21 protein-coding genes are annotated in these 22,051 nt (G+C 57.8%); 14 read left to right on the forward strand and 7 right to left on the reverse strand.

What is annotated here, in order from left to right:
• Positions 1 to 123 precede the first annotated feature (123 nt).
• Complete coding sequence (locus ABXH05_RS09600) at positions 124 to 852, reverse strand: CAP domain-containing protein (RefSeq protein WP_353560805.1); 729 nt, start codon at positions 850 to 852, stop codon at positions 124 to 126.
• Between the two features lie 291 nt (positions 853 to 1,143).
• Here ABXH05_RS09600 and ABXH05_RS09605 point away from each other — a divergent pair, with 291 nt between their 5' ends.
• The 5 genes from ABXH05_RS09605 (at position 1,144) to ABXH05_RS09625 (ending at position 8,426) form a co-directional block, all read left to right on the forward strand.
• Positions 1,144 to 1,689: a MerR family transcriptional regulator gene (locus ABXH05_RS09605; protein ID WP_353560806.1), complete on the forward strand. Its 546-nt coding sequence runs from the start codon at positions 1,144 to 1,146 to the stop codon at positions 1,687 to 1,689.
• A 107-nt stretch (positions 1,690 to 1,796) separates the two neighbouring features.
• Complete coding sequence (locus ABXH05_RS09610; protein WP_353560807.1) at positions 1,797 to 3,587, forward strand: acyl-CoA dehydrogenase C-terminal domain-containing protein; 1,791 nt, start codon at positions 1,797 to 1,799, stop codon at positions 3,585 to 3,587.
• 77 nt (positions 3,588 to 3,664) lie between these two features.
• Positions 3,665 to 4,789, forward strand: coding sequence for an acyl-CoA dehydrogenase family protein (locus tag ABXH05_RS09615; RefSeq protein ID WP_348137611.1), 1,125 nt, complete (start codon positions 3,665 to 3,667; stop codon positions 4,787 to 4,789).
• 83 nt (positions 4,790 to 4,872) lie between these two features.
• Positions 4,873 to 6,078 carry an acetyl-CoA C-acetyltransferase gene (locus ABXH05_RS09620; RefSeq protein ID WP_353560808.1) on the forward strand — a complete coding sequence of 402 codons (1,206 nt, stop codon included), beginning with the start codon at positions 4,873 to 4,875 and terminating at the stop codon, positions 6,076 to 6,078.
• Positions 6,079 to 6,161: 83 nt separating this feature from the next.
• Positions 6,162 to 8,426 carry a 3-hydroxyacyl-CoA dehydrogenase NAD-binding domain-containing protein gene (locus ABXH05_RS09625; protein ID WP_353560809.1) on the forward strand — a complete coding sequence of 755 codons (2,265 nt, stop codon included), beginning with the start codon at positions 6,162 to 6,164 and terminating at the stop codon, positions 8,424 to 8,426.
• A gap of 277 nt (positions 8,427 to 8,703) precedes the next feature.
• Here ABXH05_RS09625 and ABXH05_RS09630 read toward each other — a convergent pair whose 3' ends face one another.
• On the reverse strand, positions 8,704 to 10,254 hold the full coding sequence (locus ABXH05_RS09630; RefSeq protein WP_353560810.1) for an anti-phage dCTP deaminase: 1,551 nt from the start codon (positions 10,252 to 10,254) through the stop codon (positions 8,704 to 8,706).
• Between the two features lie 223 nt (positions 10,255 to 10,477).
• Here ABXH05_RS09630 and ABXH05_RS09635 point away from each other — a divergent pair, with 223 nt between their 5' ends.
• The gene (locus tag ABXH05_RS09635; RefSeq protein WP_353560811.1) at positions 10,478 to 10,873 is read left to right on the forward strand and encodes a hypothetical protein; all 396 of its coding nucleotides are present in this window, start codon (positions 10,478 to 10,480) and stop codon (positions 10,871 to 10,873) included.
• Here the strand turns inward: ABXH05_RS09635 and ABXH05_RS09640 are convergent.
• Entirely contained in the window at positions 10,870 to 11,331 is a 462-nt protein-coding gene (locus ABXH05_RS09640; protein ID WP_353560812.1) for a PH domain-containing protein, read from the reverse strand. The two genes, ABXH05_RS09635 and ABXH05_RS09640, sit on opposite strands and share 4 nt — an antisense overlap.
• A gap of 246 nt (positions 11,332 to 11,577) precedes the next feature.
• On the opposite strand from ABXH05_RS09640, the gene ABXH05_RS09645 reads away from it, so the two are divergent.
• The 7 genes from ABXH05_RS09645 to ABXH05_RS09675 all read left to right on the forward strand — a co-directional run bounded on the left by ABXH05_RS09645 (position 11,578) and on the right by ABXH05_RS09675 (position 17,546).
• On the forward strand, positions 11,578 to 12,495 hold the full coding sequence (locus tag ABXH05_RS09645) for an alpha/beta hydrolase (protein ID WP_353560813.1): 918 nt from the start codon (positions 11,578 to 11,580) through the stop codon (positions 12,493 to 12,495).
• 2 nt (positions 12,496 to 12,497) lie between these two features.
• On the forward strand, positions 12,498 to 13,589 hold the full coding sequence (locus tag ABXH05_RS09650; RefSeq protein WP_353560814.1) for a glutathione S-transferase family protein: 1,092 nt from the start codon (positions 12,498 to 12,500) through the stop codon (positions 13,587 to 13,589).
• 103 nt (positions 13,590 to 13,692) lie between these two features.
• Complete coding sequence (locus tag ABXH05_RS09655) at positions 13,693 to 14,001, forward strand: ferritin family protein (RefSeq protein WP_348137148.1); 309 nt, start codon at positions 13,693 to 13,695, stop codon at positions 13,999 to 14,001.
• A gap of 110 nt (positions 14,002 to 14,111) precedes the next feature.
• Complete coding sequence (locus ABXH05_RS09660; protein ID WP_353560815.1) at positions 14,112 to 14,945, forward strand: enoyl-CoA hydratase/isomerase family protein; 834 nt, start codon at positions 14,112 to 14,114, stop codon at positions 14,943 to 14,945.
• Complete coding sequence (locus tag ABXH05_RS09665; protein ID WP_353560816.1) at positions 14,942 to 15,790, forward strand: crotonase/enoyl-CoA hydratase family protein; 849 nt, start codon at positions 14,942 to 14,944, stop codon at positions 15,788 to 15,790. Before ABXH05_RS09660 ends, ABXH05_RS09665 begins: the two co-directional genes overlap by 4 nt.
• A gap of 24 nt (positions 15,791 to 15,814) precedes the next feature.
• On the forward strand, positions 15,815 to 16,993 hold the full coding sequence (locus ABXH05_RS09670; protein ID WP_353560817.1) for an alpha/beta hydrolase: 1,179 nt from the start codon (positions 15,815 to 15,817) through the stop codon (positions 16,991 to 16,993).
• Between the two features lie 79 nt (positions 16,994 to 17,072).
• A complete protein-coding gene (locus tag ABXH05_RS09675; RefSeq protein ID WP_353560818.1) occupies positions 17,073 to 17,546 on the forward strand; it encodes a hypothetical protein in 474 nt (157 codons plus the stop codon).
• Positions 17,547 to 17,555: 9 nt separating this feature from the next.
• On the opposite strand, the gene ABXH05_RS09680 is transcribed toward ABXH05_RS09675, so the two are convergent.
• The 4 genes from ABXH05_RS09680 to ABXH05_RS09695 form a co-directional block, all read right to left on the reverse strand.
• Positions 17,556 to 18,476, reverse strand: coding sequence for an acyl-CoA thioesterase (locus ABXH05_RS09680; protein ID WP_353560819.1), 921 nt, complete (start codon positions 18,474 to 18,476; stop codon positions 17,556 to 17,558).
• Between the two features lie 21 nt (positions 18,477 to 18,497).
• A complete protein-coding gene (locus tag ABXH05_RS09685; protein ID WP_353560820.1) occupies positions 18,498 to 19,301 on the reverse strand; it encodes a thioesterase family protein in 804 nt (267 codons plus the stop codon).
• Between the two features lie 109 nt (positions 19,302 to 19,410).
• The gene (locus ABXH05_RS09690; protein WP_353560821.1) at positions 19,411 to 19,995 is read right to left on the reverse strand and encodes a TetR/AcrR family transcriptional regulator; all 585 of its coding nucleotides are present in this window, start codon (positions 19,993 to 19,995) and stop codon (positions 19,411 to 19,413) included.
• A 175-nt stretch (positions 19,996 to 20,170) separates the two neighbouring features.
• On the reverse strand, positions 20,171 to 21,148 hold the full coding sequence (locus tag ABXH05_RS09695) for an alpha/beta hydrolase (RefSeq protein ID WP_353560822.1): 978 nt from the start codon (positions 21,146 to 21,148) through the stop codon (positions 20,171 to 20,173).
• A 244-nt stretch (positions 21,149 to 21,392) separates the two neighbouring features.
• Here ABXH05_RS09695 and ABXH05_RS09700 point away from each other — a divergent pair, with 244 nt between their 5' ends.
• Positions 21,393 to 22,040: an OmpW/AlkL family protein gene (locus tag ABXH05_RS09700; RefSeq protein ID WP_353560823.1), complete on the forward strand. Its 648-nt coding sequence runs from the start codon at positions 21,393 to 21,395 to the stop codon at positions 22,038 to 22,040.
• Positions 22,041 to 22,051 lie beyond the last annotated feature (11 nt).

The following is a 22,051-nucleotide window of genomic DNA, read 5'->3' on the forward strand; positions in this document are numbered from 1 at the left end:
GGGCCCTACCCCAAGATATGGTCAGGACGCGCGGAAAATTGCGAAAAACGGCCCGTCACGTGAATGACTCAACCGCGATTTCGTTAAGGCTAGTTAGGGCGGGGTAAAGAAGGTGTTAACGCGTCAGCTGCCGGGCGCTGTTTCTGCACCGTTTTCTGCGGGTTTTACACCGTTGGATGTGCCGCTGGTGCCCGATGATGGCTCATCAGTGGTCACCATGTCGGGGTCAGGGCTTGGCTCAGGGCGCGGTTCCGGCGGTGGTGGAGGCCGATAGGACGGCTCACTTGCTAGCAACATCACGATATATGTCGCCCTGCCATTGTCCGCGACACCAATGCCCACATGTCCATGCCGTTGATCCAGCAGGTTTTTGCGGTGGGGCGGGCTGTCTACCCACGCTTCAACAGCCCCAAGCGCTGTATCGGCAGCACTTTCGTCCGGCCGGATGCTCCGCATGGCGATGTTTTCGCCCGCAACTCCTACAAAATCCGGGAAAATCGCGAAGACGCGCTCGCGCGGCCCGTCTCCGTCTGGTGAGCGGTGGGCCATATATCCACGCTCAACCATGTCGCGGGCGTGACGCCGGGCAATGGTCTCAAACCCTTCATCCTGCTCGACTTGGCGTGCGCCCATGCTCTTGCGGGCGCGGGAAACCGCCTTGTATAGAGCTTTGCGAAGTTCGCTGATGTCCTCGGTTTCCGGCTCATCCTGGGGTTCTTCTTCCGCCTCCGGATCATCCGTGTCCGTACTTTCTGCCGCGCCTGCCGCTTCGCGTTCAAGTTGGTTGCCTGGTTTGATGGATTGCGCAGCTGCCGGCGACGTAGCGCCCAGCGCGATTAACGTCGCGACCATCAGCGCAACCAAGGCCGCGATATGCGCGGGCCGTGAAATCACATCGATTGGGTGGTGTGACGCTTTTAGGAGCACAGGACGTCCTGACAGATTAAGCAAGTTGGGAGCACTATGACCCACCGGGAAACCTTGGAAAAGTGCCGTCTTTGTACAGAATTAACGGCAATAAGTTCTAAAAAAGAACTTACTGTTGACGTTTACGTCAACGGAACCTAAAGTCCCGCCGCTTCAAGAAACCCGGCCACATCAAGGCTGCGGAACCGTGAAACAGGGACGAAAGGTGCAGAACTCATGAGCCAACACACTGCCGATCCGGCGATGGACAACATGAAGAATGGCGCGGCCAAGCTCCCACCCCACGCGGCGCGCCCCGGCGAACCGGGCCACGATGCCAATGGCCCGACATTTTCAATCACCCAGTTGGCCGAAGAATTCGATGTCACGACCCGGGCCATCCGCTTCTACGAAGACAAGGACCTGCTGCATCCTGCCCGTGAGGGCCAGACGCGCGTCTATTCCACCCGCGACCGTGCCCGCCTGCAGCTGATCCAGCGCGGCAAGCGCGTAGGGTTCACTCTGTCGGAAATTCGCGAGATCATTGATCTCTATGACCTGCGCGATGGCTTCACCAAGCAGCTCGAGCTTGCTCGCGGCAAGTACGCAGCCCAGATCGAAAAACTGAAAGCCCAGCGTCAGGACATCGACGAGTCGATTTCTCATCTGCAAAACGGCATCGAATTTGTTGAAGGCGAGCTGTCCAAACGGGCCGCCGCCGACAAGACCCGCGGCGCTGCACAAAATGGTGTCGGCCATACCAATCAGCCCGCACAAGCCTAGGTAACAGGGAACGAGCGTGGCCGATCTTTGAAGTTCGGTCCATTTACCAACCCATTCAGACCGTCCCGCATGCGACACAGCGCGGGCGGCCAGGAGCACCACGACAGATGGCAAGTTACAAAGCCCCCACCCGCGAATACGGTTTCCTGCTGCATGAGCTGCTGGACCTGTCGCGTTTTTCAAACCTGCCGGGTTTCGCGGAAGCGACCCCTGATCTGGTCGATCAGATCATGGAGCAGGCCGCAAAATTCTCAGAAGAAGTCCTCCAGCCTCTCAACAAGGTGGGTGACGAACAGGGCTGTGTGCTGAAAGACGGCGAAGTCACAACACCGGAAGGGTTCCGCGAGGCGTATCAGCAGCTGGTGGAAGGCGGCTGGCCGTCACTGGTCTGTTCACCTGACTATGGTGGGCAGGGGTTCCCCAACACCATCGGCGTGCTCTTCAACGAGATGGTGTCGTCCGCCAATATGGCGTTTGGCATGTATCCGGGCCTCAGCCATGGCGCCTATTCAGCCCTCACACATCACGGGTCCGATGAGCTGAAGGACATCTACCTGCCCAAGCTCGTCTCAGGCGAGTGGACCGGCACCATGAACCTCACCGAACCCCATTGCGGGACGGATGTTGGCATGCTGCGCACCAAGGCTGTGCCCAATGGCGACGGCACTTACGCGATCACCGGTCAGAAGATCTGGATTTCCGCCGGTGAGCATTCCATGGCGGACAACATCATCCATCTGGTGCTTGCCCGCATCGAAGGCGCACCCGGTGGCGTTGGCGGTATATCGCTCTTCGTTGTGCCCAAGTTCCTCGTCAATGAAGATGGCTCCCTGGGCGACCGCAATACGCTTCAGTGTGGTGGCCTCGAGGAAAAGATGGGAATCCACGGCAATGCCACCTGCGTCATGAACTATGACGGAGCCAAAGGATGGGTCGTTGGTGAAGAAAACAAAGGCCTCAAGGCCATGTTCACCATGATGAATGAAGCCCGCCTCGGCGTTGGCATGCAGGGCATTTCTCAGTCTGAGGTGGCCTATCAAAATGCACGCGACTTTGCACTGGACCGCATTCAGGGCCGTGCGCTGACCGGCCCAAAGAACCCAGACGGTGCAGCTGACCCCATCATCGTGCATCCGGATGTACGCCGTATGCTGATGAATATCCGAGCCTTCAACGAAGGTGCGCGTGCGCTTCTTGTCTGGACGGCGCTGTGGGGCGATCTCGCAGAAAAAGCCGAAGATGAAGAAACCCGTCAGAAGGCGGACGATCTGATGGGCCTCATGACGCCTATCGTAAAGGGATATTTCACAGACAAGGGCTTTGCCCATGCGGTTGAAGCTCAGCAGGTCTATGGCGGCTCCGGCTACACCAAGGAATGGGGTGCAGAACAGTTCGTGCGCGATGCCCGCATTGCCATGATCTATGAAGGCACAAACGGCATTCAGGCCTTGGACCTTGTAGGCCGAAAGCTCGCCTCAAAGGGCGGCCGCGCCGTCTTCTCGTTCTTCAAGGAAGTGGACGACTTTGTCGCTGACAACAAGGATGACGCAAAACTGGCGGAGTTCACCACGCCACTCGCAGAGGCGCGCAAGGAGCTTGAAGAAGCCACCATGTGGTTCATGGAAAACGCGTTGGAAAATCCGGACCATGCAGGCGCTGGCTCAGCAGACTACCTGCACCTGTTTGCCCTCACAGCTATTGCGCTGATGTGGGCGCAGATGGCGAAGGCGGCAAACGCTGGTCTCGCCAATGGTTCCGGCGACAAGGACTACTACGAGACCAAGCTCATCACCGGTCGCTATTTCATCAATCGCATTCTGCCGCAGACCACGACGCACCTGACCGCCGTAAAAGCCGGCGCTGGTGACGTAATGGCGCTGACCGCAGAGCAGTTCTAATCAGCCGAACACGACAAAAAACCTACTCAGGGAGACACGCAGGCATGTCCGCACTACAGGTCGAAACGCCAGACTGGATGACAGAAGATCTCCAGATCTTCTCAGATTCCGTAGGCAAGTTCTTTGAAAAGGAACTCGCTCCCCATGTTGATAAGTGGGAGAAGCAGGAGATCGTCGATCGCGATGCCTGGACCAAGACCGGTGAAGCCGGAATTCTCTGCGCGTCCATGCCCGAAGAGTTTGGCGGCGGCGGCGGCACATTTGCCCATGAAGCCATCATCATCGATCAGATGGGCAAGAAAGGCATCGCCGGTTTTGGCGCGTCTCTCCACAACGCCATCATCGCGCCCTACATCAATGAGTACGGCTCCGAAGAGCAAAAGCAGAAATGGCTGCCCAAGATGGCGACCGGCGAGCTGGTCGGTGCCATTGCCATGACCGAGCCGGGCACGGGGTCTGATCTTCAGTCGATCAAGACAACCGCCAAGCTTGATGGCAACGAATACGTCATCAACGGCTCCAAGACCTTCATCACCAATGGCCAGACGGCAAACCTCATCATTGTGGTTGCCAAGACGGACCCCAATGCCGGTGCCAAGGGCACGTCGCTGGTGATCGTCGAAACAGATGAAGTTGAAGGCTTCAAGCGTGGCCGCAACCTCGACAAGATTGGCCAGAAGTCGCAGGACACCTCCGAACTCTTCTTCGACAATGTCCGCGTGCCAACGTCAAACCTGCTTGGCCACGAAGAAGGCCAGGGCTTCATCCAGCTGATGCAACAACTGCCGTCCGAGCGTCTGCAGATCGGCCTTCAGGGCGTTGCCGCCATGGACTATGCGCTGGAAGAAACAATCGCCTACGTCAAGGAGCGCAAGGCCTTTGGCAAGGCAATCCTCGATTTCCAGAACACCCAGTTCAAGCTCGCCGAGTGCAAGACCAAGGCAACGGTTGCAAAAGTCTTCTGCGACTACTGCACGGGTCTTCTGCTCGAAGGTAAGCTCGATGCCTCCACAGCGTCCATGGCCAAGTACTGGGTTTCGGACATGCAGTGCGAAGTCATTGACGAATGCCTGCAGCTGTTCGGTGGCTACGGCTACATGAACGAATACCCCATTGCCCGCATGTATCGCGACGCGCGCGTGCAGAAGATCTACGGCGGCACCAACGAGGTTCAGAAGATTCTGATCTCACGCACGCTGTAAACGTTTCATCCGCTTACTGATTAACAAGACCAACACGTATTAGACCCAATACGTTTTAGACAAAGCCAATAGGGAGACCTCCAATGGCCGAATGCTACATCTACGATCACGTCCGCACCCCCCGCGGCAAAGGCAAATCAGACGGTTCACTGCACGAAGTGACCGCGCTTGAACTTGCAACGCAGGTTCTTGAAGAACTGCGCGACCGCAACGACCTCGACACCTCCAAGGTGGATGACGTTGTGATGGGCTGCGTGGACCCTGTCGGTGAAGCCGGCTCCAACATCGCCCGCGTTGCCGTGATGAATGCTGACTACGCCCAGACAACTGCCGGTGTGCAGATCAACCGTTTCTGCGCGTCTGGCCTTGAGGCCACCAACATGGCAGCAGCCAAGGTCATGTCCGGCGAAGCTGACATGGCCATCGGCGGCGGCATCGAAAGCATGAGCCGCGTTGGCATGGGTGCCTCAGGTGGCGCCATGGCGTCTGACCCCGCTGTTGCCCTCAAGACATATTTCACACCTCAGGGCATCGGCGCTGACCTGATCGCCACCAAGTACGGCTTCAGCCGTGATGACGTGGATGCGTACGCCGTTGAAAGCCAGAAGCGTGCAGCCCACGCCTGGGACAATGGCTACTTCGACAAGTCGGTGATGGCTGTGAAAGACATCAACGGCCTGACGATCCTCGACAAGGATGAGCACATCCGTCCCGACGCGACCATGCAGTCGCTTGCAGCCCTCAACCCGTCCTTTGCCTCGCTTGGTGAGTTCGCGTTTGATGGCGTGGCAACGGATCGCTATCCGGAAGTTGAAGCCCTGAACCACGTGCACCATGCCGGTAACTCTTCAGGCATCGTGGACGGATCTGCAGGCGTTCTGCTGGGCACCAAGGAAATGGGTGATGCGCTTGGCCTCAAGCCCCGCGCCAGGATCCGCACCATGGCCTCCATCGGCTCTGAGCCATGCATCATGCTGACCGGTCCTGCTGACGTGTCCGCCAAGGCCCTCAAGAAGGCCGGCATGGAAGTCGACGACATCGATCTCTACGAACTGAACGAAGCCTTTGCCTCTGTCGTGCTGCGCATGATGCAGGCCCTGGATATCGACCACGACAAGATGAACGTGAATGGCGGCGCCATCGCCATGGGTCACCCGCTGGGTGCCACTGGCGCCATGATCCTCGGCACCGTGCTCGATGAGCTCGAACGCCGTGACCTCAACACCGCACTTGCAACGCTTTGCGTTGGTGCCGGTATGGGCACAGCCACAATCATCGAACGCGTCTAACGCATCCGCTTTTTGGTCGCCGGGGTGAAGTCTCTCACCTCGGCGCACCGCAGCGCATGCCCTCCGTATTGGGAGCATTTAAAATGTCAGACTACGAAAATTTTGGATTTGAAGTTGATGGAGACGGCATTGCCGTTGCCACATGGGATATGCCCAACCGCTCAATGAACGTCCTGAGCCAGTCCTCCATGAAGGACCTCTCGGACATCATTGAAAAAGTCGCCTCCGACGACGCCATCAAGGGCCTCGTCATCACGTCAGGCAAAGGCGCATTTTGTGCCGGTGCTGACCTCTCCATGATGAGCTCAAACTCAGGTGGCGGCTCTGGTGGGTCCGAGCAGGACAAGGTGAAGGCACTCTATGAAAACAACCTCGCCTTCAACATGCAGCTTCGCCGCATGGAAAGCTGCGGCAAGCCAATTGCAGCAGCCATTCCCGGCACAGCGCTTGGCGGTGGCCTTGAAGTAACGCTCGCCTGCCATGCCCGCTTTGTGGCGGACAATCCGCGCGCCCAGCTGGGTCTGCCGGAAAGCAAGGTTGGCCTTTTGCCCGGCGGTGGCGGCACACAGCGTCTGCCGCGCATGATTGGTGCAGCTGGCGCTCTGCCTCTCATCCTGCAGGGCACAGCGCTCTCACCTGAAAAGGCAGCAGCGGCTGGCATCGTCAATAAGGTCGTTGCCGGTGACAAACTGGTGGACGAAGCCAAGGCATGGATCAAGGAAGGTCTTGCCGGCGAAACCATCAAGCTCGGCAAGCGTGGACCCGAAGTCCTCGCAGCGGCTCTGCAGCCATGGGATCGCCCCAAGTACCGCATCCCAGGTGGCGGCCCGCACGACAAGAACGGCGGCTCGACCTTCACCATGGCCAACGCCATGCTGAACAAGACCACGCACCAGAACTACCCGGCGCAGCAGTACATTCTGGCAGCCGTGTATGAAGGCATTCAGGTGCCCATCGAAGCCGGTCTGCGGATTGAAAGCCGCTACATGACCAAGCTGATGATGGATCCGCGCTCCAAAGCGATGATCCGGTCGCTCTTCCTCTCCATGCAGGAACTCTCCAAGGGCGCACGTCGTCCCGCGGGCGTTGATAAGTGGGAAGTGAAGAAGCTCGGCATTCTCGGTGCCGGCATGATGGGCGCAGGCATTGCCTATGTGTCCGCCAAGGCTGGCATGGACGTTGTGCTGCTGGACCGTGATCAGGCCGACGCCGACAAGGGCAAGGCCTATTCCGAGGGTCTGCTCGACAAGGCCATCTCCCGCGGCAAGTCCACGGAAGAAAAGAAGGCAGCATTGCTCGGCAAGATCAAAGCCACGACCAACTATGACGATCTGGAAGGCTGCGACCTCGTGATCGAGGCCGTGTTCGAAGACCGCGGCATCAAGGCCGACGTCACCAAGAAGGCCGAACCAAAGATCGCCAAGGGCGGCATCTACGGCTCCAACACTTCGACCCTGCCGATCACCGGCCTGGCCGAAGCGTATAGCAAGCCTCAAGAGTTCATCGGCATCCACTTCTTCTCCCCTGTGGACAAGATGCAGCTGGTGGAAATCATCATGGGTGAACAGACCAATGATGAAACCCTCGCCAAGGCCATGGACTATGTGGCGCAGATCAAAAAGACCCCGATTGTCGTCAACGACAGCCGCGGCTTCTACACGTCACGCTGCTTTGGCACCTATGTGAGCGAAGGCATTGCCATGCTGGCGGAAGGCATCGAGCCTGCCATCATCGAAAATGTCGGCAAGATGACAGGCATGCCCATGCCGCCACTGGCCCTCAACGACGAAGTTTCTCTCGACCTCGGCTACAAGGTGCGTCAGCAGACCAAGAAGGACCTGGGCGACAAATATGTCGAAGGTCCCGCTGACAAGATCGTCGAAGAGATGGTTGTGACCCATGGCCGTCTTGGCAAGAAGGTCGGCAAGGGCTTCTACGACTGGCCGGCAGAAAAAGGCGGCAACAAGCGCCTGTGGCCGGACCTGCACAAGGTCGTGGAACACACCAAGACCATTGATGACGTGGACACGGACGAGTTGAAAAACCGCTTCCTGTTCATCCAGGCTCTGGAAGCCGCCCGCTGCTTTGAAGAAGAAGTAGTGACAGACGTCCGCGACGCAGACGTCGGCGCCATCCTCGGCTGGGGCTACGCCCCATGGTCCGGCGGACCGCTGTCGCTCATCGACATGACGGGCACAGAAAAGTTCGTCGCTGAATGCGACAAGCTCGCCCAGAAATACGGCGACCGCTTCAAGCCGAACGCCTTGCTCCGCGACATGGCCAGCAAGGGCGACACCTTCTACGGCCGGTTCAACCCGGCAGCAAAGGTGGCAGCCGCTGCTGAGTAAGCTGGTCTTGTAATGCCATGCAAATCGGGGGGCCCTGCAACTGGCCCCCCGTTTTTAATCTTGATTTTCTGTTTTTGGTTGGAGGCTAGATAAGCCGCTTTTCACAAGTTCGCTTCGCAAAAACTCTCTAGCTGATTCCAGTTCCGATGATGACATTGAAAATGCATTGCGGTCGTTTGAGACCACCTTCTTCTGACTACCATTCACCGGCAGCAACATTGGTATCTGTCGCCTGTCAGACAAGGATGCGCCCATCTTACAGTTCCTCCTTTTGCCGCTACTTGTTTTCCATACCCTCAACTTGGTTCACGATCAACATCTCTCGGTGAGTAAAACCATCGAGTGGTGGCATGACAGCAGGAAGTGCTGATTTTTTACTGACAACGATTGCCCTTCCTCCTTGTTTTCTCGGCGCGCCGCTATTGAAAAGACGTTCAACATTTCTAGGCGCAACGCCTTCATATTGAAGGAACTGAACTTTGTTACTAGCGCTTGTATCGGCGCATATCGCGTCATCATGCAGTCGAAGAGCAAGGCTTTTCGGGTAGGGTTCGATGTAGGTCACTTTGTCGATTCCAGCTGCAACAATGTGCCTGGCGCAGCTGTGGCAGGGATATGCGGTGCTATAGAGCGTCGAGCCGACCAATCCGTTTTTCCCGCCGCGGGCCACAGATACAATAGCTTCCATTTCGGCGTGCACGGCCCTCGAAAACTCAATGAGGTTTTTAATTTTTGATTTCGATACCATCTCACGAACAACGTTGTCGTCAATAGTGTTGTCGAGACACCCTGAGTCTTTCAGTGTACTGACGATTTCATCGTATATTTTTCCCTTATTGTCGTCATTGTGGCAGATGCCCATGGCGTGCCTGAAGCAGCGATGATCATTGTCACGATCATTGTCCTCGTAGAGGCTGCCCCCGTACTTTGGCACATCATTCCATCCGAGACCGATCATCTCTCCAGGTTCCGATACGATCGCTGCGCCAACTGATCGTGACAGGCAGGAAGAGCGGGCTGCCGCTGTCATGGCTTCAGCCATTGCCCATTCGTCTCGAGTTGGTGGAACTATTTCAGTTCCAAAAATGAGATCCAGAAAGCGAGCTGAAGTCGTTTTGAATTTGTTGGCTGCGCCGTCATTTCGAATAAAAAAGTCCGCTAGATGGGAGGTGTCTCGAACTTTCTGTCCGAATTCCTCCTTTTCGTCCTCATCATGACGAATAATCTGGTCGAGTGTGTCACCGTTGCTGCCATTCTTCTCCAGCCGATTTTTGCGGACGTCTTCAGGAGCAAATACAGCTATCAACCAGAATGAGTCGCCGTAAACCTGACGTAGGAGGTTGAACTCGCTCGGGTGCTTTATTGAATCGATAAGGATGGCACGTCGGATTCCAACAGGCGGGCTCACTTGTGAATCTGAAGCTGGCTCTACGTAGCCCCCGTCAGCTTTTCTTGATAGCGCGACTTTCTCGATCACTTTTTTGGTGAGATAATCGCTACCAAATTTGTTTCTCAGAGAATTGCCCAGCTCCTGCAGATCTCTAGTTCTTTCCGCTCCTGACTCGGCAACATCCTTTGGGTCGGCAACCATATTGCTACAATCGCGGATCACGTTACTCACTTTGTGAAACTGCGTTTTGTAACCGAAGTCCTCTTTCAATATCCGCTCAAATTCTTCAGCTACAGAAGTAACTCCTGAGCCGATTGGACCGACAAAACCCAGAACAATCTCAGGATTGACCCGGTCTTTCAATTCATAGGTTGCCAAAGCACTGCTTGACGACTCGGTCTCTATTTTCTCTTCTGACCGTTTTACTGGTGCGGACACGTAACGCTCTCCAAATTTTCAGTCAATGTGACTGTCGCCATAGTACATAACTGGTTGTAGGCTGAATAGGGAAGATGCCGAATTGCAAATTGGGAGCTGGTTTACTAGCCAAATGGTTGGTTTGCAGCGAAATGCGTACTCCTCCCAACTGTTGCTAGCGACTGGCACCCTGGTTGATGGGCGAAGTACATCTGCAGTTTTGAGGCATAAAGCGAGGGACACAATGACACTCGAACGCGGACTGGCGATTTACACGCTGATCAGTGCAACGCTGCACTTTTCGCTGGAGACGTATCACTTCGTTCAGTTCGGGTCGTTTCTGCCGATGCTGATCGTGGACTACATCGCCATCGCTCTGTTTGTGTTTGCCTCCTATGTGGCGTTGAGCAATCGCTATGGCAGTGCAGCGGGGCTGTTGTGCGGCGCATGGGGCTTTGCGTTCTGCCTCAACTACAGGGCGTTCTTCTGGCGGTATCAGGAGCTTGTGAACGGCAGCGCACAAAGTGCTGAGCCCATGGAGGTGGTGGCATCCATTCTCGGTGTCACGCTCATCATCTCAGGCAGCGTGTTTCTGCTGACCTTGTGGATGGCATTCCCCCGCCGCGCCAAGGCTGACTAGGCCGCCGCAACCGGCGCCGGCCTGTCGTCTTCCGTCAGTAAAAGCGGTTCTTCGATGGACACATCCAAGCTTTCAATCAGGGCCTTTCGGAACTCGATCGGCTTGGAGATAGCCGGGAGGCCAAAGTCGCCGATGTCCTCGCCGCGGATGTTGAGTGTGCCGTAGCCAAGTACGCGGCCCAGCAGACTTTGCTCCAGGGTGATGGCGTGAATGCGCGCGGCGTTGAACTCATCCGTGCGCCGGGAGATGAAGCCGCGCTTGTAGATAAAGCGCCGGTTGGTCACCACCAGCTCCGTCGTCCATTTACGCATCTGGCGGGAGAAAAACACCGCAACGCCGATGAGCAGCCAACCGGCCAGCAAAAGCCAGGCCCAGGAAATGAAACTATATGTCCAATGGAACCGCCCCCTTGCAAGAATGACTTCGCGGGGCGCAAGCGTAAGTGAAACGTAAGACATATATTTCCCTCCTGTGTACGCACATGGCATGCCCGATAGCTCACCTGTGCTTGGTGTTGTCTGCATCTCCTTTTGAGTTTCAGTCTTGATGCCCACTACATATGGGAACCACTTGACCTGTATTCGAGCGATTTCGGCGACTGTAAATGTCGATTCTGTATGTCGCGCATTGCATTTGTGTCCGCTAAGGTTGCTGCCAACAACACACATGAAAACAGCGAAAAACAGCAATACGGGAGACGCATCATGGCCAGTGAAGGTCTGAAACAGGTTCTGGAACTCTTGGCGGCAGCCCCCATCGCGGAAGGCGAAAAGACCGTTCAGGAACAGCGCGACGGCATGGTGGCTGCAACGGCCGCCTTCCCGGTTGCTGAAGGCGCCATCATTGAACCGGTAACCGCCAATGGCGTGCCCGGGGAATGGGTGTCCATGCCCGGCGCCTCTGACAAGCACGCGGTGCTGTATCTGCATGGCGGCGGCTACGTCATCGGCTCGCCCATCACCCACCGCTCGCTCTCAGCTGCCATTGCCGGTGAAACAAATTCAAAGCTTCTGGTGATCGACTATCGCATGGGGCCGGAACATGCGTGCCCGGCAGCGATTGATGACGCTGTTGCGGCGTATCAGTTCCTGCTCGACCAGGGCTATGACGCAGCCAATATCGCAATCTCCGGCGACAGTGCCGGCGGCGGCCTCACCATGGCGACGCTGGTTGCTCTGCGCGACAAAGGCATTGCGCTTCCTGCTGCCGCCGCACCGATTTCGCCATGGGTGGACCTCACGGGCAACTCACCAACGCTCGTCAGCCGTGCGGATGTGGATCCGATGGTTCAAAAGGACGGACTGCTGCAGATGGCGGATCACTACCGTGGCAGCCTGGCGAATGATGATCCGCGCGTGTCACCGCTGTTCGCAGACCTCAAGGGCCTGCCGCCGCTGCTAATCCAGGTCGGCGACCATGAAACGCTGCTGGGCGACTCCGAGGAACTCGACAAGCGCGCCAAGGCGGCAGGCGTTGAGAGCACACTGGAGATCTGGGACGAGATGATCCACGTCTTCCACATGTTCCATTTCATGATGCCTGAAGCAGCCGAAGCCAACCGCCGCATCGGTGAGTTCTTCCGCACCAAATGGGGTGTCGCAGCTGCGAACGCGGCTGAGTAAACATGGGTCAGAATACGCTTTATGGCGGCCCCATTTCCCTCTACACGGGTAAGGCACGCGCCTATATGGACTGGAAACAGGTTCCGTATACGGAGGTTCAGGGCAATAGAAATGTCTACAAGGAGGTCATCCTGCCGCGCGTCGGCTGGCCGGTGATACCGGTTCTTGTGACTGACAAGGACGAGACGGTCCAGGACACGACCGAGATCATTGACCACTTCGAGGCCCTGGACCCCGAGCCATCCGTCTATCCTTCAGGTCCGGCCCAGAAGATGGCAGGCCTGCTGATAGAAGTCTTTGGCGACGAATGGATGAAGCTTCCCGCGATGCATTATCGCTGGAACTACAATGAGGACTGGGTCCTCACGCAGTTCGGGGCGCTCTCCGCCCCTGACGCGTCGCCCGAAGAGCAGCGCGAAATCGGCGACAAGGTGGCAGGTCCGTTCCGCGGCTCCTTGCCGTTCCTCGGTGTGCTGCCGGAAACCCGCAGCGCCATCGAGGAAAGCTATGAGGCGTTGCTTGCCGATTTGAGTGCTCATTTCGAGACGCACGACTATCTGTTCGGCTCGCGGCCCTCCATCGGCGACTACGGCCTCATCGGCCCGCTCTACGCGCATAATTACCGTGATCCCAAATCCGGTGAGATGATGAAGGCCACGGCGCCAAAGGTCGCCCGGTGGGTGGAGCGCATGGTGAAATCACCGACACCACGCGGTGGCGATTTTCTGGCCAATGACGAAGTGCCGGACACCGTCATCCCACTGCTCAACCGCTTTGCCGTTGAGTATCTGCCGGTGCTCGAGAAAACAGTCGCTGCGTTCAATGCCTGGGCCGCAGACAATGCGTCCGGCACCGAAGTGCCGCGCGCTTTGGGCATGCATGAATTCACGCTTGGCGGCGTGACAGCTGAACGGGCGATCTTCACGTTTGATCTTTGGATGCTTCAGCGTCCGCTCGACTTCTATGCGGGCCTCAAAGGAGCGGACAAGGACGCGGTGGATGCCATGCTTGCAAAGGCTGGGCTATCCGGCATTACCCAGATGCCCGCCTATCCCCGCATCGCCCGACCAAACTTCAAAACCGCCCTCGCCTAAGGGCTATTGAATGCGTCTCAGGGGCTCACTAGATTAGATATATTCTAATCTAGTGAGCCCCTTGTCATTTCCAACTTGCCAATTCGAAAGACGGAGTGTCCCCATGTCGAGTGAAGGCCTGCACGAACCTATTGAAAAGCTGAGCGAGAAAACGCTCAACATGCACCGCGCCATTGTATCCTTGATGGAAGAGCTGGAAGCCGCCGACTGGTATCGCCAGCGCGCTGACGGCTGCACAGACGAAGCCCTCAAGAAAATCCTCACCCACAATATGAATGAGGAAATTGAGCACGCCGTGATGGTGATGGAATGGCTTCGTCGCAATGACGAAGTGTTTGCCCGCGAAATGAAAGAACGTCTGTTCACGGACGATCCCATCGTGCAGCCACATAGCCACCCCGACGCGCACTAACACGCCAAACAAGAAGACTTGCCGCCACCCGTCCACTTGCTAGACTTCGGTCTAACAAGTGACCCGGCACAAGCCGGGCAGCCCGCCCAAGGGCATCACGGGAGGCACAGATGGACTACACGCAGATCACGTATCACCGTGACGGCGCGCTTGGCGTTGTCACCATGAACCGGCCAGACAAACTCAACGCTTGGACGCCGCGTATGGCTGAGGAAATGGCCCATGCGTTTGAAGCAGCCAACGCCGATGCGGATATCTCCTGCATCGTCCTGACGGGCGAAGGGCGCGGCTTTTGTGCCGGCGCGGACATGGACGAAACCTTCAAGTCCCGGCTTGATGGCGTGGACCCCGGCAAGGATACGGCGGGCGGCTCGGGCGGCCTGCCCGCAGGCCTCGACTGGATCGGCCTTGTGCGGTCGTCGAAACCGATGATCGCCGCCGTCAATGGACCGGCTGTTGGCATCGGCGTCACCCAGATATTGCCATTTGACGTCATCATTGCCGCTGACCATGCGAAATTTGGTCTGGTGTTTGTGAAGGTTGGCATCGTGCCGGAGCTTGCTTCTTCTCACTTCGCCACCGCGCGCATGGGGTTTGGCAAGACCAGCGAAATGATGCTGTCCGGCAAGCTCTACACGGGCGCGGAAGTTGCTGCGTTTGGTCTCGCAAACTATGCGGTTCCCGCGGACGAGCTGTGGGACAAGGTGCGCGAAGTCGCTGCCATGTTTGACGCCAATCCGCAGCCGATGATGCGGATGACCAAGGAACTGTTGTCTCAGAACATGGCTGAGCACGACATGGCCTTGGTGCAGCGCCGCGAAACGGATGCCCTTAAAGAGTGCTGGACCACGCCGGAGCACCATGAAGCCGTGGACGCCTTCCTCAACAAGCGCGACCCAGACTTCAAGGCTGCTGCCCAGCGGGCGAAGTCGGCTGCCGAATGAGTGCGCTCGACATTCAGCATCGAGACGGTGTTGCATATCTCACCCTCGCACGCCCCGAAAAGCGAAACGCCCTGTCGTTGGCTTTGCAGCAAGAGCTGTCGGACGCGCTGTGGGATGCTGACGAACGTACGGACATTCACTGCGTGGTCATTAGCGGGCAGGGGAGTGACTTCTGTGCGGGATATGATCTCGCCGAGCGTCCACCCCGCGACGACACAAAGCGTGGCGCTAAAACCATCGACGACGACATCTGGCAGCTGGAACGCCAGCAGCGCCTGCGTATGACGATCTTTGATATGCACAAGCCAGTGATCGCTGCCATTCACGGACGGTGTCTTGCCGGTGGAACCGATCTGGCTTTTCTGGCCGACATGGTCATCGCAGCTGACGACGCAACAATCGCGTTCCCCCCTGCGCGTGACCTGGGATCACTGCCAAACCAGATGTGGCTTTATCACTGCGGCCCGCAATGGGCGAAGCGGTTGCTGCTGACCGGAGACAGCATCACCGGCAAGGATGCAGCGCAGATCGGTCTGGTGCTCAAGTCGGTTCCGGCCGACGAACTGACGGATGAAGTCGCACATCTTGCACAACGTCTCGCTTTGATCGACCCGGACCTGCTCACCACCCAAAAACGCATCGTCAATCTTGGGCTGGAACTGATGGGCGCAAGGACATTGCAGCGGTTGGCCTGTGAGAACGATGCGCGTGGTCATCGCGCCAGGGCTGCGGACACGTTCCGCGCCAATGTACGAGACAAAGGCCTCAAGGCCGCATTTGCGGAGCGCGACGACAAGTTCGGCGCAGGCTTTGTTGATCCCAATGCGCCTGAACACGGCAAGTAATCCCTATCTATCTGGAGCGACACTATGGCAGAAGCCGAAACCTTTGACGTCGAGCGCGAAGCGTTCTTCCTGTACTGGACAGAAAAGTCCGCCTTCAAGGAAACCTATGCGGGTGCCATGGATACAGTGGTGGTCGAGGGCCAACACCTGAAACCCAAGGGATCTGACAGCAAGACTGTGCTGGTGTTCATGCATCCGACGGGCACCATGAATTTGCTGCCGATGCCAAACGCGCTCGCTGCCGCTGGCATTCCCTGCCTCACCTGCGGCAGTCGGTATCCGCACAACGACACCGCATTGATCATGGAAAAGGTCATCCTCGATCTGGGTCATTACATCCGCTACGCCAAGGAGACGCTCGGCTACGAGAAAGTCATTCTTGCCGGGTGGTCCGGCGGCGGCTCCTTGTCCATGTTCTATCAGTCCCAGGCGGAAAACCCGACGATTGAAGCAACGCCGGCGGGAGATCCTGTTGATGTCGTGGGGGCCGGGCTTATTCCTGCGGACGCTGTGCTCCAATTGGCAGCCCATGTCAGCCGCGCGATCATTCTGACCGAGTGGTTGGACCCGGCGGTTGCAGACGAACTGGACCCGGAGAAGCGCATCAAAGAACTTGATCTCTATGATCCCGAGGCACCGAACCAGCCGCCTTATTCACAAGATTTTCTGGAGACCTATCGTGCCGCCCAGATTGCCCGCTCCCAGCGCATTGATGACTGGGTGCGCGAGAAGCTGGCTCATTTCAAAGCCACGGGACGCGAGAACGAGGAACACTGTTTCGTTGTGTACGGAACAATGGCTGATCCGCGCTGGCTTGATCTAACTGTTGATCCCAATGATCGAAAAGGACCCAACTGGTGTTTCATGGGCATTCCCAAGACCGTCAACATGATGCCGGCAGGTCTTGCACGCTTCAGCTCGCTGCGCGCCTGGCTGTCGCAATGGTCCTATAAGGAAAGCCGGGCTGATGGCCCCAAGTGTGCCGCCGGTATCAAGGCGCCGTTCCTGGTGATCGACAACTCTGCGGATGACGGGTGTACACCAAGTCATGCGGACCGCATCTATGCGGGCATCGGCCATGACGACAAGGAACGCCATACGATCCAGGGCGCGACCCACTACTATATCGGTCAGCCGGACAAGATGGGCGAGGCCGTGAAGATCATCATCGATTGGCTGGGCCGCAAGAACATGCTGGCCTAGGCAGGTCACAAGAACGCATCACATTTCGGTCCCATTCAGCACCTAGAACGCCAATCGGGTGCCGGAAGGGGTGTATTCCATGATCACGGCAAAACAGTTTTTTATCTCCGCCACTTTGTGCGCAGCGATGGTTCCTTTGGGCGGCATAGCTCAGGCAGGCTTTTTTGAGGCTCAGGCTGAGGAGACCGGTCGCTACACGATGGAAGCGGTTGATGGCGGCTTTCTCCGGTTGGACACGCAGACCGGTGCAGTCTCCGTGTGCTCAGGTAGCGGTGACGCGTGGTCGTGCACGCCGGCTGAGGACGAACGCTCCAAGCTTGAAGAAGAAAACGCACAACTGCGTGCCGACAATCTCGTCTTGCGCGAACAGCTCAGCGAGCTTGGCGAAAAGCCGAAGGTGACAACGCCTGAGGATGTGGACGCGGCCATGGACGCCTTCGAGACCGTGGCGGAACGTTTCGCGCGCATCATCAAGATCATGCGTCGTGAGATGGAAGAGCTGGATCAGGATCTCAACGCCCCCGTTGATCCGGATACTGACGCAGCCAACTAGACGTATCGGCTACGCGCCGATGCCGTCCACAAGCTGACTCTCCAGATGCGCCCGCATGGCGTCGGGAATGCCGATGGCCTTGCGTGCCACCAGATCAAGCGTCACCGCAACCGCCTCAGCGGTTGCAACCGCTTTGCCGGTCTCCACGTCGAACATCCAGTGCGCCCAGGTATAGGTCTTGGGCCCCACATGCTTGAGACCACTGCGCAGGGTGAGAATATCCCCTTCCTTGGGCCAGCTGCGGTAGACGAAGCGGTATTCAAGTGCGGCGCCGCCGATATTGGGATCGTTTGACCGGTCGTCGCCACGGGTCTGCGACAGCAGATTGGCAATGGAGTCGGAGACCAGACCCATGAAATGCTGCTGGTTCATGTAGCCATGTGGGTTGCACTGGTTCGGTTTGACCGTGCCCTGCCACGTATAGACCATGCCCATGTCATCCGCCTGCGCCAGGGTCGGCGCATCGACAGGCGGTCCCATATCCAGACCGCGCGGCTGGCCATGGGCAGGCAATTCCACAGTGTGTGCATTGATGGCCGTATCCATGCTGGTCGGCAGGGGTTGCGGCTCTCGCGTCTGGGCGTCGACCAGAACAACATCCGCATTGATCGTGGCTGCCACGGTACCTGATGCGGAGTTGGTGAGTTCCTCATAGACTTTGAGCGTATCGCCCTCGCGCCCGGTGACGCCGCCTTCAAGCGTCAGGCCGGCGCCGGGCCGCTGCTCGCGGTGAAAACGGATGTGGTGTTCGCGCGGCAGTAGCACACGGCTGGTCTGGTGCGCGACAGTGGGGCCATGCCCCAGATGATGCGACAGCACCGACAGACCCTCATTGGCCTTGGCCACATAGAACTGAACATTCATGTGGCCCATATCGTCACATTCCCATGTCTGCACACTTGAGCGCAGCAGCGGCACCAGATTGGTCATCAAAGAAACTCCGAATACGAATTAAGCAAAATCAGTTTGGGGTATGGGCGGCTTGACGGCGCGGCGTGTGGACAGATCCATCATCACGCCGACGCCTTCCGCAATGAAGCAGCATGCGCCTGTCACAGCATCGAACCCCACATGTTTGTAGTGCAACGCCTTGCCGGTCGGTGGCGTGAAGCCAGTCACAATCTCAAGAGCGCGTCCAGGGGGAGCCGGTGCAAGGCGCGTAACCCGCAGCTCAAGCGAGGCCGTGCCAAGCCCTGCTTCCGCCTGCTGTCGGCGACCAAAACCCACGAGCGACCAAAGATGCGCCTGTGAGCGAGAGACGCGCTGCAGGAAGGCAGGGATCGTCATTTTGTCGTGCAGGCAGTCAGCTTCCTGGATGGCGGAAAGATGCGTTCGCGTCAGACCCTGCGCCTTTGCTTCAGCCAGAGAAAGGGCACTCGGCGTCTCCTGCGTAATCGAGCGCGGCTTTGCATCTTCGCTGATGTCAGCCGTAGGGGCTTCCGGCGCGCGACCTGAGGCATAGGTGCTCAGCGCAGTTGCACAGACAAGGCCCGTGCCGACATTCTCAATGCTATGCGCGAGCTGATCACTGCCCGTAGACGCCGACATCACCCGCACGCGGTCGCCTGTGAGCATCTCTTTGTGAAATCGCAGATGCATCTGCAGGGGAATGTTGTGGCGGCTTTCGCTGCCACCATTAAGCGCGGTCAGGACACGTGCCCCAGCCTCGGCCTTGGCGGCATAGTGCTGGATGTTCATGTGCCCCATCTCGTCGCATTCCGCGACGGCAACGGCGCTCAAAAAGCTTTCAATCATGGGAGAGATACTTGCAGGCGGGAGGGCAGATGAAAGAGTTCGTCCCCACTATGGCATGCGGCCAGACGCTTGTCAGACGTCTCATATGTGCGGGGTCATGCATGCCGGGTCATGTGTACCGGGCGATGAGGGCTGAAGCGACATCTGTGTCGTCAACGTCCAGGGACGCAAGACGACCGCTGGTCGATAGCTGGGCAAGGCCAACAAGCCCGCACCAAAGGGCGATCGTATCAAGAGCCTGACTGTTGGCGTCATCACTCCGCCTGCCGCCTGCACCGACACCGCGGTCGATCAGGCGCAGAATTGCGATAATGCGCCCGGTAAGTGCGCGTTCGGTAGCTTCCGGCACATCTCCACGGTGCGCGGCAATCAGAAGCGGCCCCACCCGATGAAGTGCCTGCGTGCACACAGATGCCTGAGCTTCCAGTCCGTCCTCCTCCTGGCGCATTGTTTTTGCCAGCTGGTCGAGTTCCTCAACGGCCATGGCCGCCAGAAGGGCCTCTTTCGAGGCGAAATAGCTGTAGACAGCCCCCGCCGTGTATCCGGCGCGCGCGGCCACAGCGCGCATTGTCAGGCTCGATGTTCCAGCCTCGTCCAGAAGATCAGCGGCGGCGGCGAGTATGTGCGCTGCTCGCGATTCCTGTCCCTGCGCCTTGCGGATCGCGCGCGCGGCCCTGGTTCCTGCTTCGACCATTTTTCGTCTCTTGGCTCCGAAAATTTGGCGAGAGTATGAACAGTGACCATAAAATTGAACAAAGGTCAAATTTTGCAGTATGCGGGTGCAAGGTGATTGCGTGGACGACGCGGTAAATGCACATAGTGCAAAATAATAAACGCCGTTCAATATAGCGTGCTGTATCGAGGAATCCCTAGAGAAGCCTTAGGAAGAACCGGTCGATCTGGGCCAGGGCTCTTTCGGCAAGTTCGCCTGGAAAGGCAATGAAACCATGCGCTCCGCCAGGGTACACACCAAGTTCCGCCTTGTTGCCCGCGGCCATCCATCGACCGTGCATGAACAAGGTATCGTCTAGCAGTCCATCACGTGTCCCGACCACAAACAGCGCGTCAGGCATGGCGCCGAGGTCTCCATACAAGGGAGAGATATCCGGTGACCGCAGATCAGACCCATCCGGAATGAACCGGTCCACGAAATGGGTGACATCGCGGGTGGAGAGGGTCGGCCCGGTATTCCCGAAAGCTCGCATGCTAGGTGTCATGCCAAGATCAAAACAGCCAAACGTCAGATTAGCCCCTTTGAAAGGCGTCATGCCGTGACGCTCCTTCAGCCTCAGCAGGGTCACAGCCGCCAGATGCCCGCCGGCGGATTCGCCACCAATAAAGAGCGGACCGCCAGAAAATTCAGCCGCATTGCGTACCAGCCACAAGGCAGCAGCCTCGCAATCGTCGGGGCCGGCAGGATAGGGGTGCTCCGGCGCCAGGCGATACTCTACGGAGATGCAGGCCAGACCGCAGGTGTCCGCCAACCGTTCAAGCAGTGAATCCTGCTGATTTGCGCCACCAAAGACCCAGCCACCCCCATGCAGATGCAGATAAACACCCTGCGCCTGACCTTTTTCGCCCTCTGGCTCAATAATGTGCAGCGTGATCTTGCCGCCGGGGCCGTCGATCTCAATATCTCGCGCTCGCTCGCTGACAGGCGCCGCTGGAAACGGTCCTTCGCCGCGTTCCCGCATGGCACGCGCTTCTGCGGCTGGCATCGACCAGGGATCAGCGGCGTTGGTCACAAGATCCATGATCACCGAATTGATCTCGTCTGTTTCCTTGGTCACTGCGCCGGACATGAAAAGTGCCGGATTGAGAACCGTAGGCTCCGGTGGAGTTGTCATCGTTGTCACCCATGGCATTGAGTCGAATTTCCAATGCTGAAGCTTAACGCCATGCTTGGACAAGCACAGCCCGTTGATGCCTGCCCCCGGAACAGCCGGTGCAATACCCCAGGTCAACAGTGTGCGCGAATGCCGCACTCCATCCCGAAGGGACGGTGACGCAGATCAATTACCCGCGCGCTTGGCAGGAGGAAAATCCCCCCATGGTTGACACACCATTCAACGAAAGAGGGGGACACGCATCATGCAGTCCAAACACATCGTCAACACACTCGCGGCCGCGCTTCTTGGCGCAACGGCCCTCACAATGCCTACATTCGCTGCTGCTGAAGACGGCGTAAGCGGACAGAGCCCATGGCAAATTCGCGCGCGCATCATCGGCGTCATTCCCGATGAGGATTCAAGCCTCACGCCGAACATCGGCAGCGTCGATGCGGATGCAGCCGTGGTGCCGGAGATCGACATCTCCTATTTCTTCACACCAAACATTGCAGCCGAGCTGATTGCTGCGACCTCGCCCCATGACATGAAGGTCAACCTGAACGGCGGTGGCTCGCTTGATCTCGGCGACGTATGGGTGCTGCCACCCACCTTGCTGCTGCAGTACCACTTCATGCCCGAAGGTCAGATTCGTCCGTATGTCGGCGCAGGCATCAACTACACGCATCTCTACAATGCTGATGATACGCCCGGCACAAGCGTCGACTATGACGGTGGTTTTGGCTGGGCCCTTCAGGCCGGTGTCGATGTCCCCATCGGTGGAAACTGGTCCTGGAACCTCGACGTGAAGAAAATCTTCGTCAATGTCGAAGCGACGGTGAACAGCGCAGTCAAAGCTGACGTGGACCTTGATCCATGGGTTGTCGGTACCGGTATCGGCTACCGCTTCTAAAACCGCGAACC

The organism is Pyruvatibacter sp. HU-CL02332, from assembly GCF_040362765.1.
Classification (GTDB): Bacteria; Pseudomonadota; Alphaproteobacteria; order CGMCC-115125; family CGMCC-115125; genus Pyruvatibacter.

Coding starts and splice junctions, on each gene's coding strand:
- ABXH05_RS09600 (WP_353560805.1), bottom strand. CDS start 852: ATGGTCGCGACGTTAATCGCGCTGGGCGCTACGTCGCCGGCAGCTGCG.
- ABXH05_RS09605 (WP_353560806.1), top strand. CDS start 1,144: ATGAGCCAACACACTGCCGATCCGGCGATGGACAACATGAAGAATGGC.
- ABXH05_RS09610 (WP_353560807.1), top strand. CDS start 1,797: ATGGCAAGTTACAAAGCCCCCACCCGCGAATACGGTTTCCTGCTGCAT.
- ABXH05_RS09615 (WP_348137611.1), top strand. CDS start 3,665: ATGACAGAAGATCTCCAGATCTTCTCAGATTCCGTAGGCAAGTTCTTT.
- ABXH05_RS09620 (WP_353560808.1), top strand. CDS start 4,873: ATGGCCGAATGCTACATCTACGATCACGTCCGCACCCCCCGCGGCAAA.
- ABXH05_RS09625 (WP_353560809.1), top strand. CDS start 6,162: ATGTCAGACTACGAAAATTTTGGATTTGAAGTTGATGGAGACGGCATT.
- ABXH05_RS09635 (WP_353560811.1), top strand. CDS start 10,478: ATGACACTCGAACGCGGACTGGCGATTTACACGCTGATCAGTGCAACG.
- ABXH05_RS09640 (WP_353560812.1), bottom strand. CDS start 11,331: ATGTCTTACGTTTCACTTACGCTTGCGCCCCGCGAAGTCATTCTTGCA.
- ABXH05_RS09645 (WP_353560813.1), top strand. CDS start 11,578: ATGGCCAGTGAAGGTCTGAAACAGGTTCTGGAACTCTTGGCGGCAGCC.
- ABXH05_RS09650 (WP_353560814.1), top strand. CDS start 12,498: ATGGGTCAGAATACGCTTTATGGCGGCCCCATTTCCCTCTACACGGGT.
- ABXH05_RS09655 (WP_348137148.1), top strand. CDS start 13,693: ATGTCGAGTGAAGGCCTGCACGAACCTATTGAAAAGCTGAGCGAGAAA.
- ABXH05_RS09660 (WP_353560815.1), top strand. CDS start 14,112: ATGGACTACACGCAGATCACGTATCACCGTGACGGCGCGCTTGGCGTT.
- ABXH05_RS09665 (WP_353560816.1), top strand. CDS start 14,942: ATGAGTGCGCTCGACATTCAGCATCGAGACGGTGTTGCATATCTCACC.
- ABXH05_RS09670 (WP_353560817.1), top strand. CDS start 15,815: ATGGCAGAAGCCGAAACCTTTGACGTCGAGCGCGAAGCGTTCTTCCTG.
- ABXH05_RS09675 (WP_353560818.1), top strand. CDS start 17,073: ATGATCACGGCAAAACAGTTTTTTATCTCCGCCACTTTGTGCGCAGCG.
- ABXH05_RS09680 (WP_353560819.1), bottom strand. CDS start 18,476: ATGACCAATCTGGTGCCGCTGCTGCGCTCAAGTGTGCAGACATGGGAA.
- ABXH05_RS09685 (WP_353560820.1), bottom strand. CDS start 19,301: ATGATTGAAAGCTTTTTGAGCGCCGTTGCCGTCGCGGAATGCGACGAG.
- ABXH05_RS09690 (WP_353560821.1), bottom strand. CDS start 19,995: ATGGTCGAAGCAGGAACCAGGGCCGCGCGCGCGATCCGCAAGGCGCAG.
- ABXH05_RS09695 (WP_353560822.1), bottom strand. CDS start 21,148: ATGACAACTCCACCGGAGCCTACGGTTCTCAATCCGGCACTTTTCATG.
- ABXH05_RS09700 (WP_353560823.1), top strand. CDS start 21,393: ATGCAGTCCAAACACATCGTCAACACACTCGCGGCCGCGCTTCTTGGC.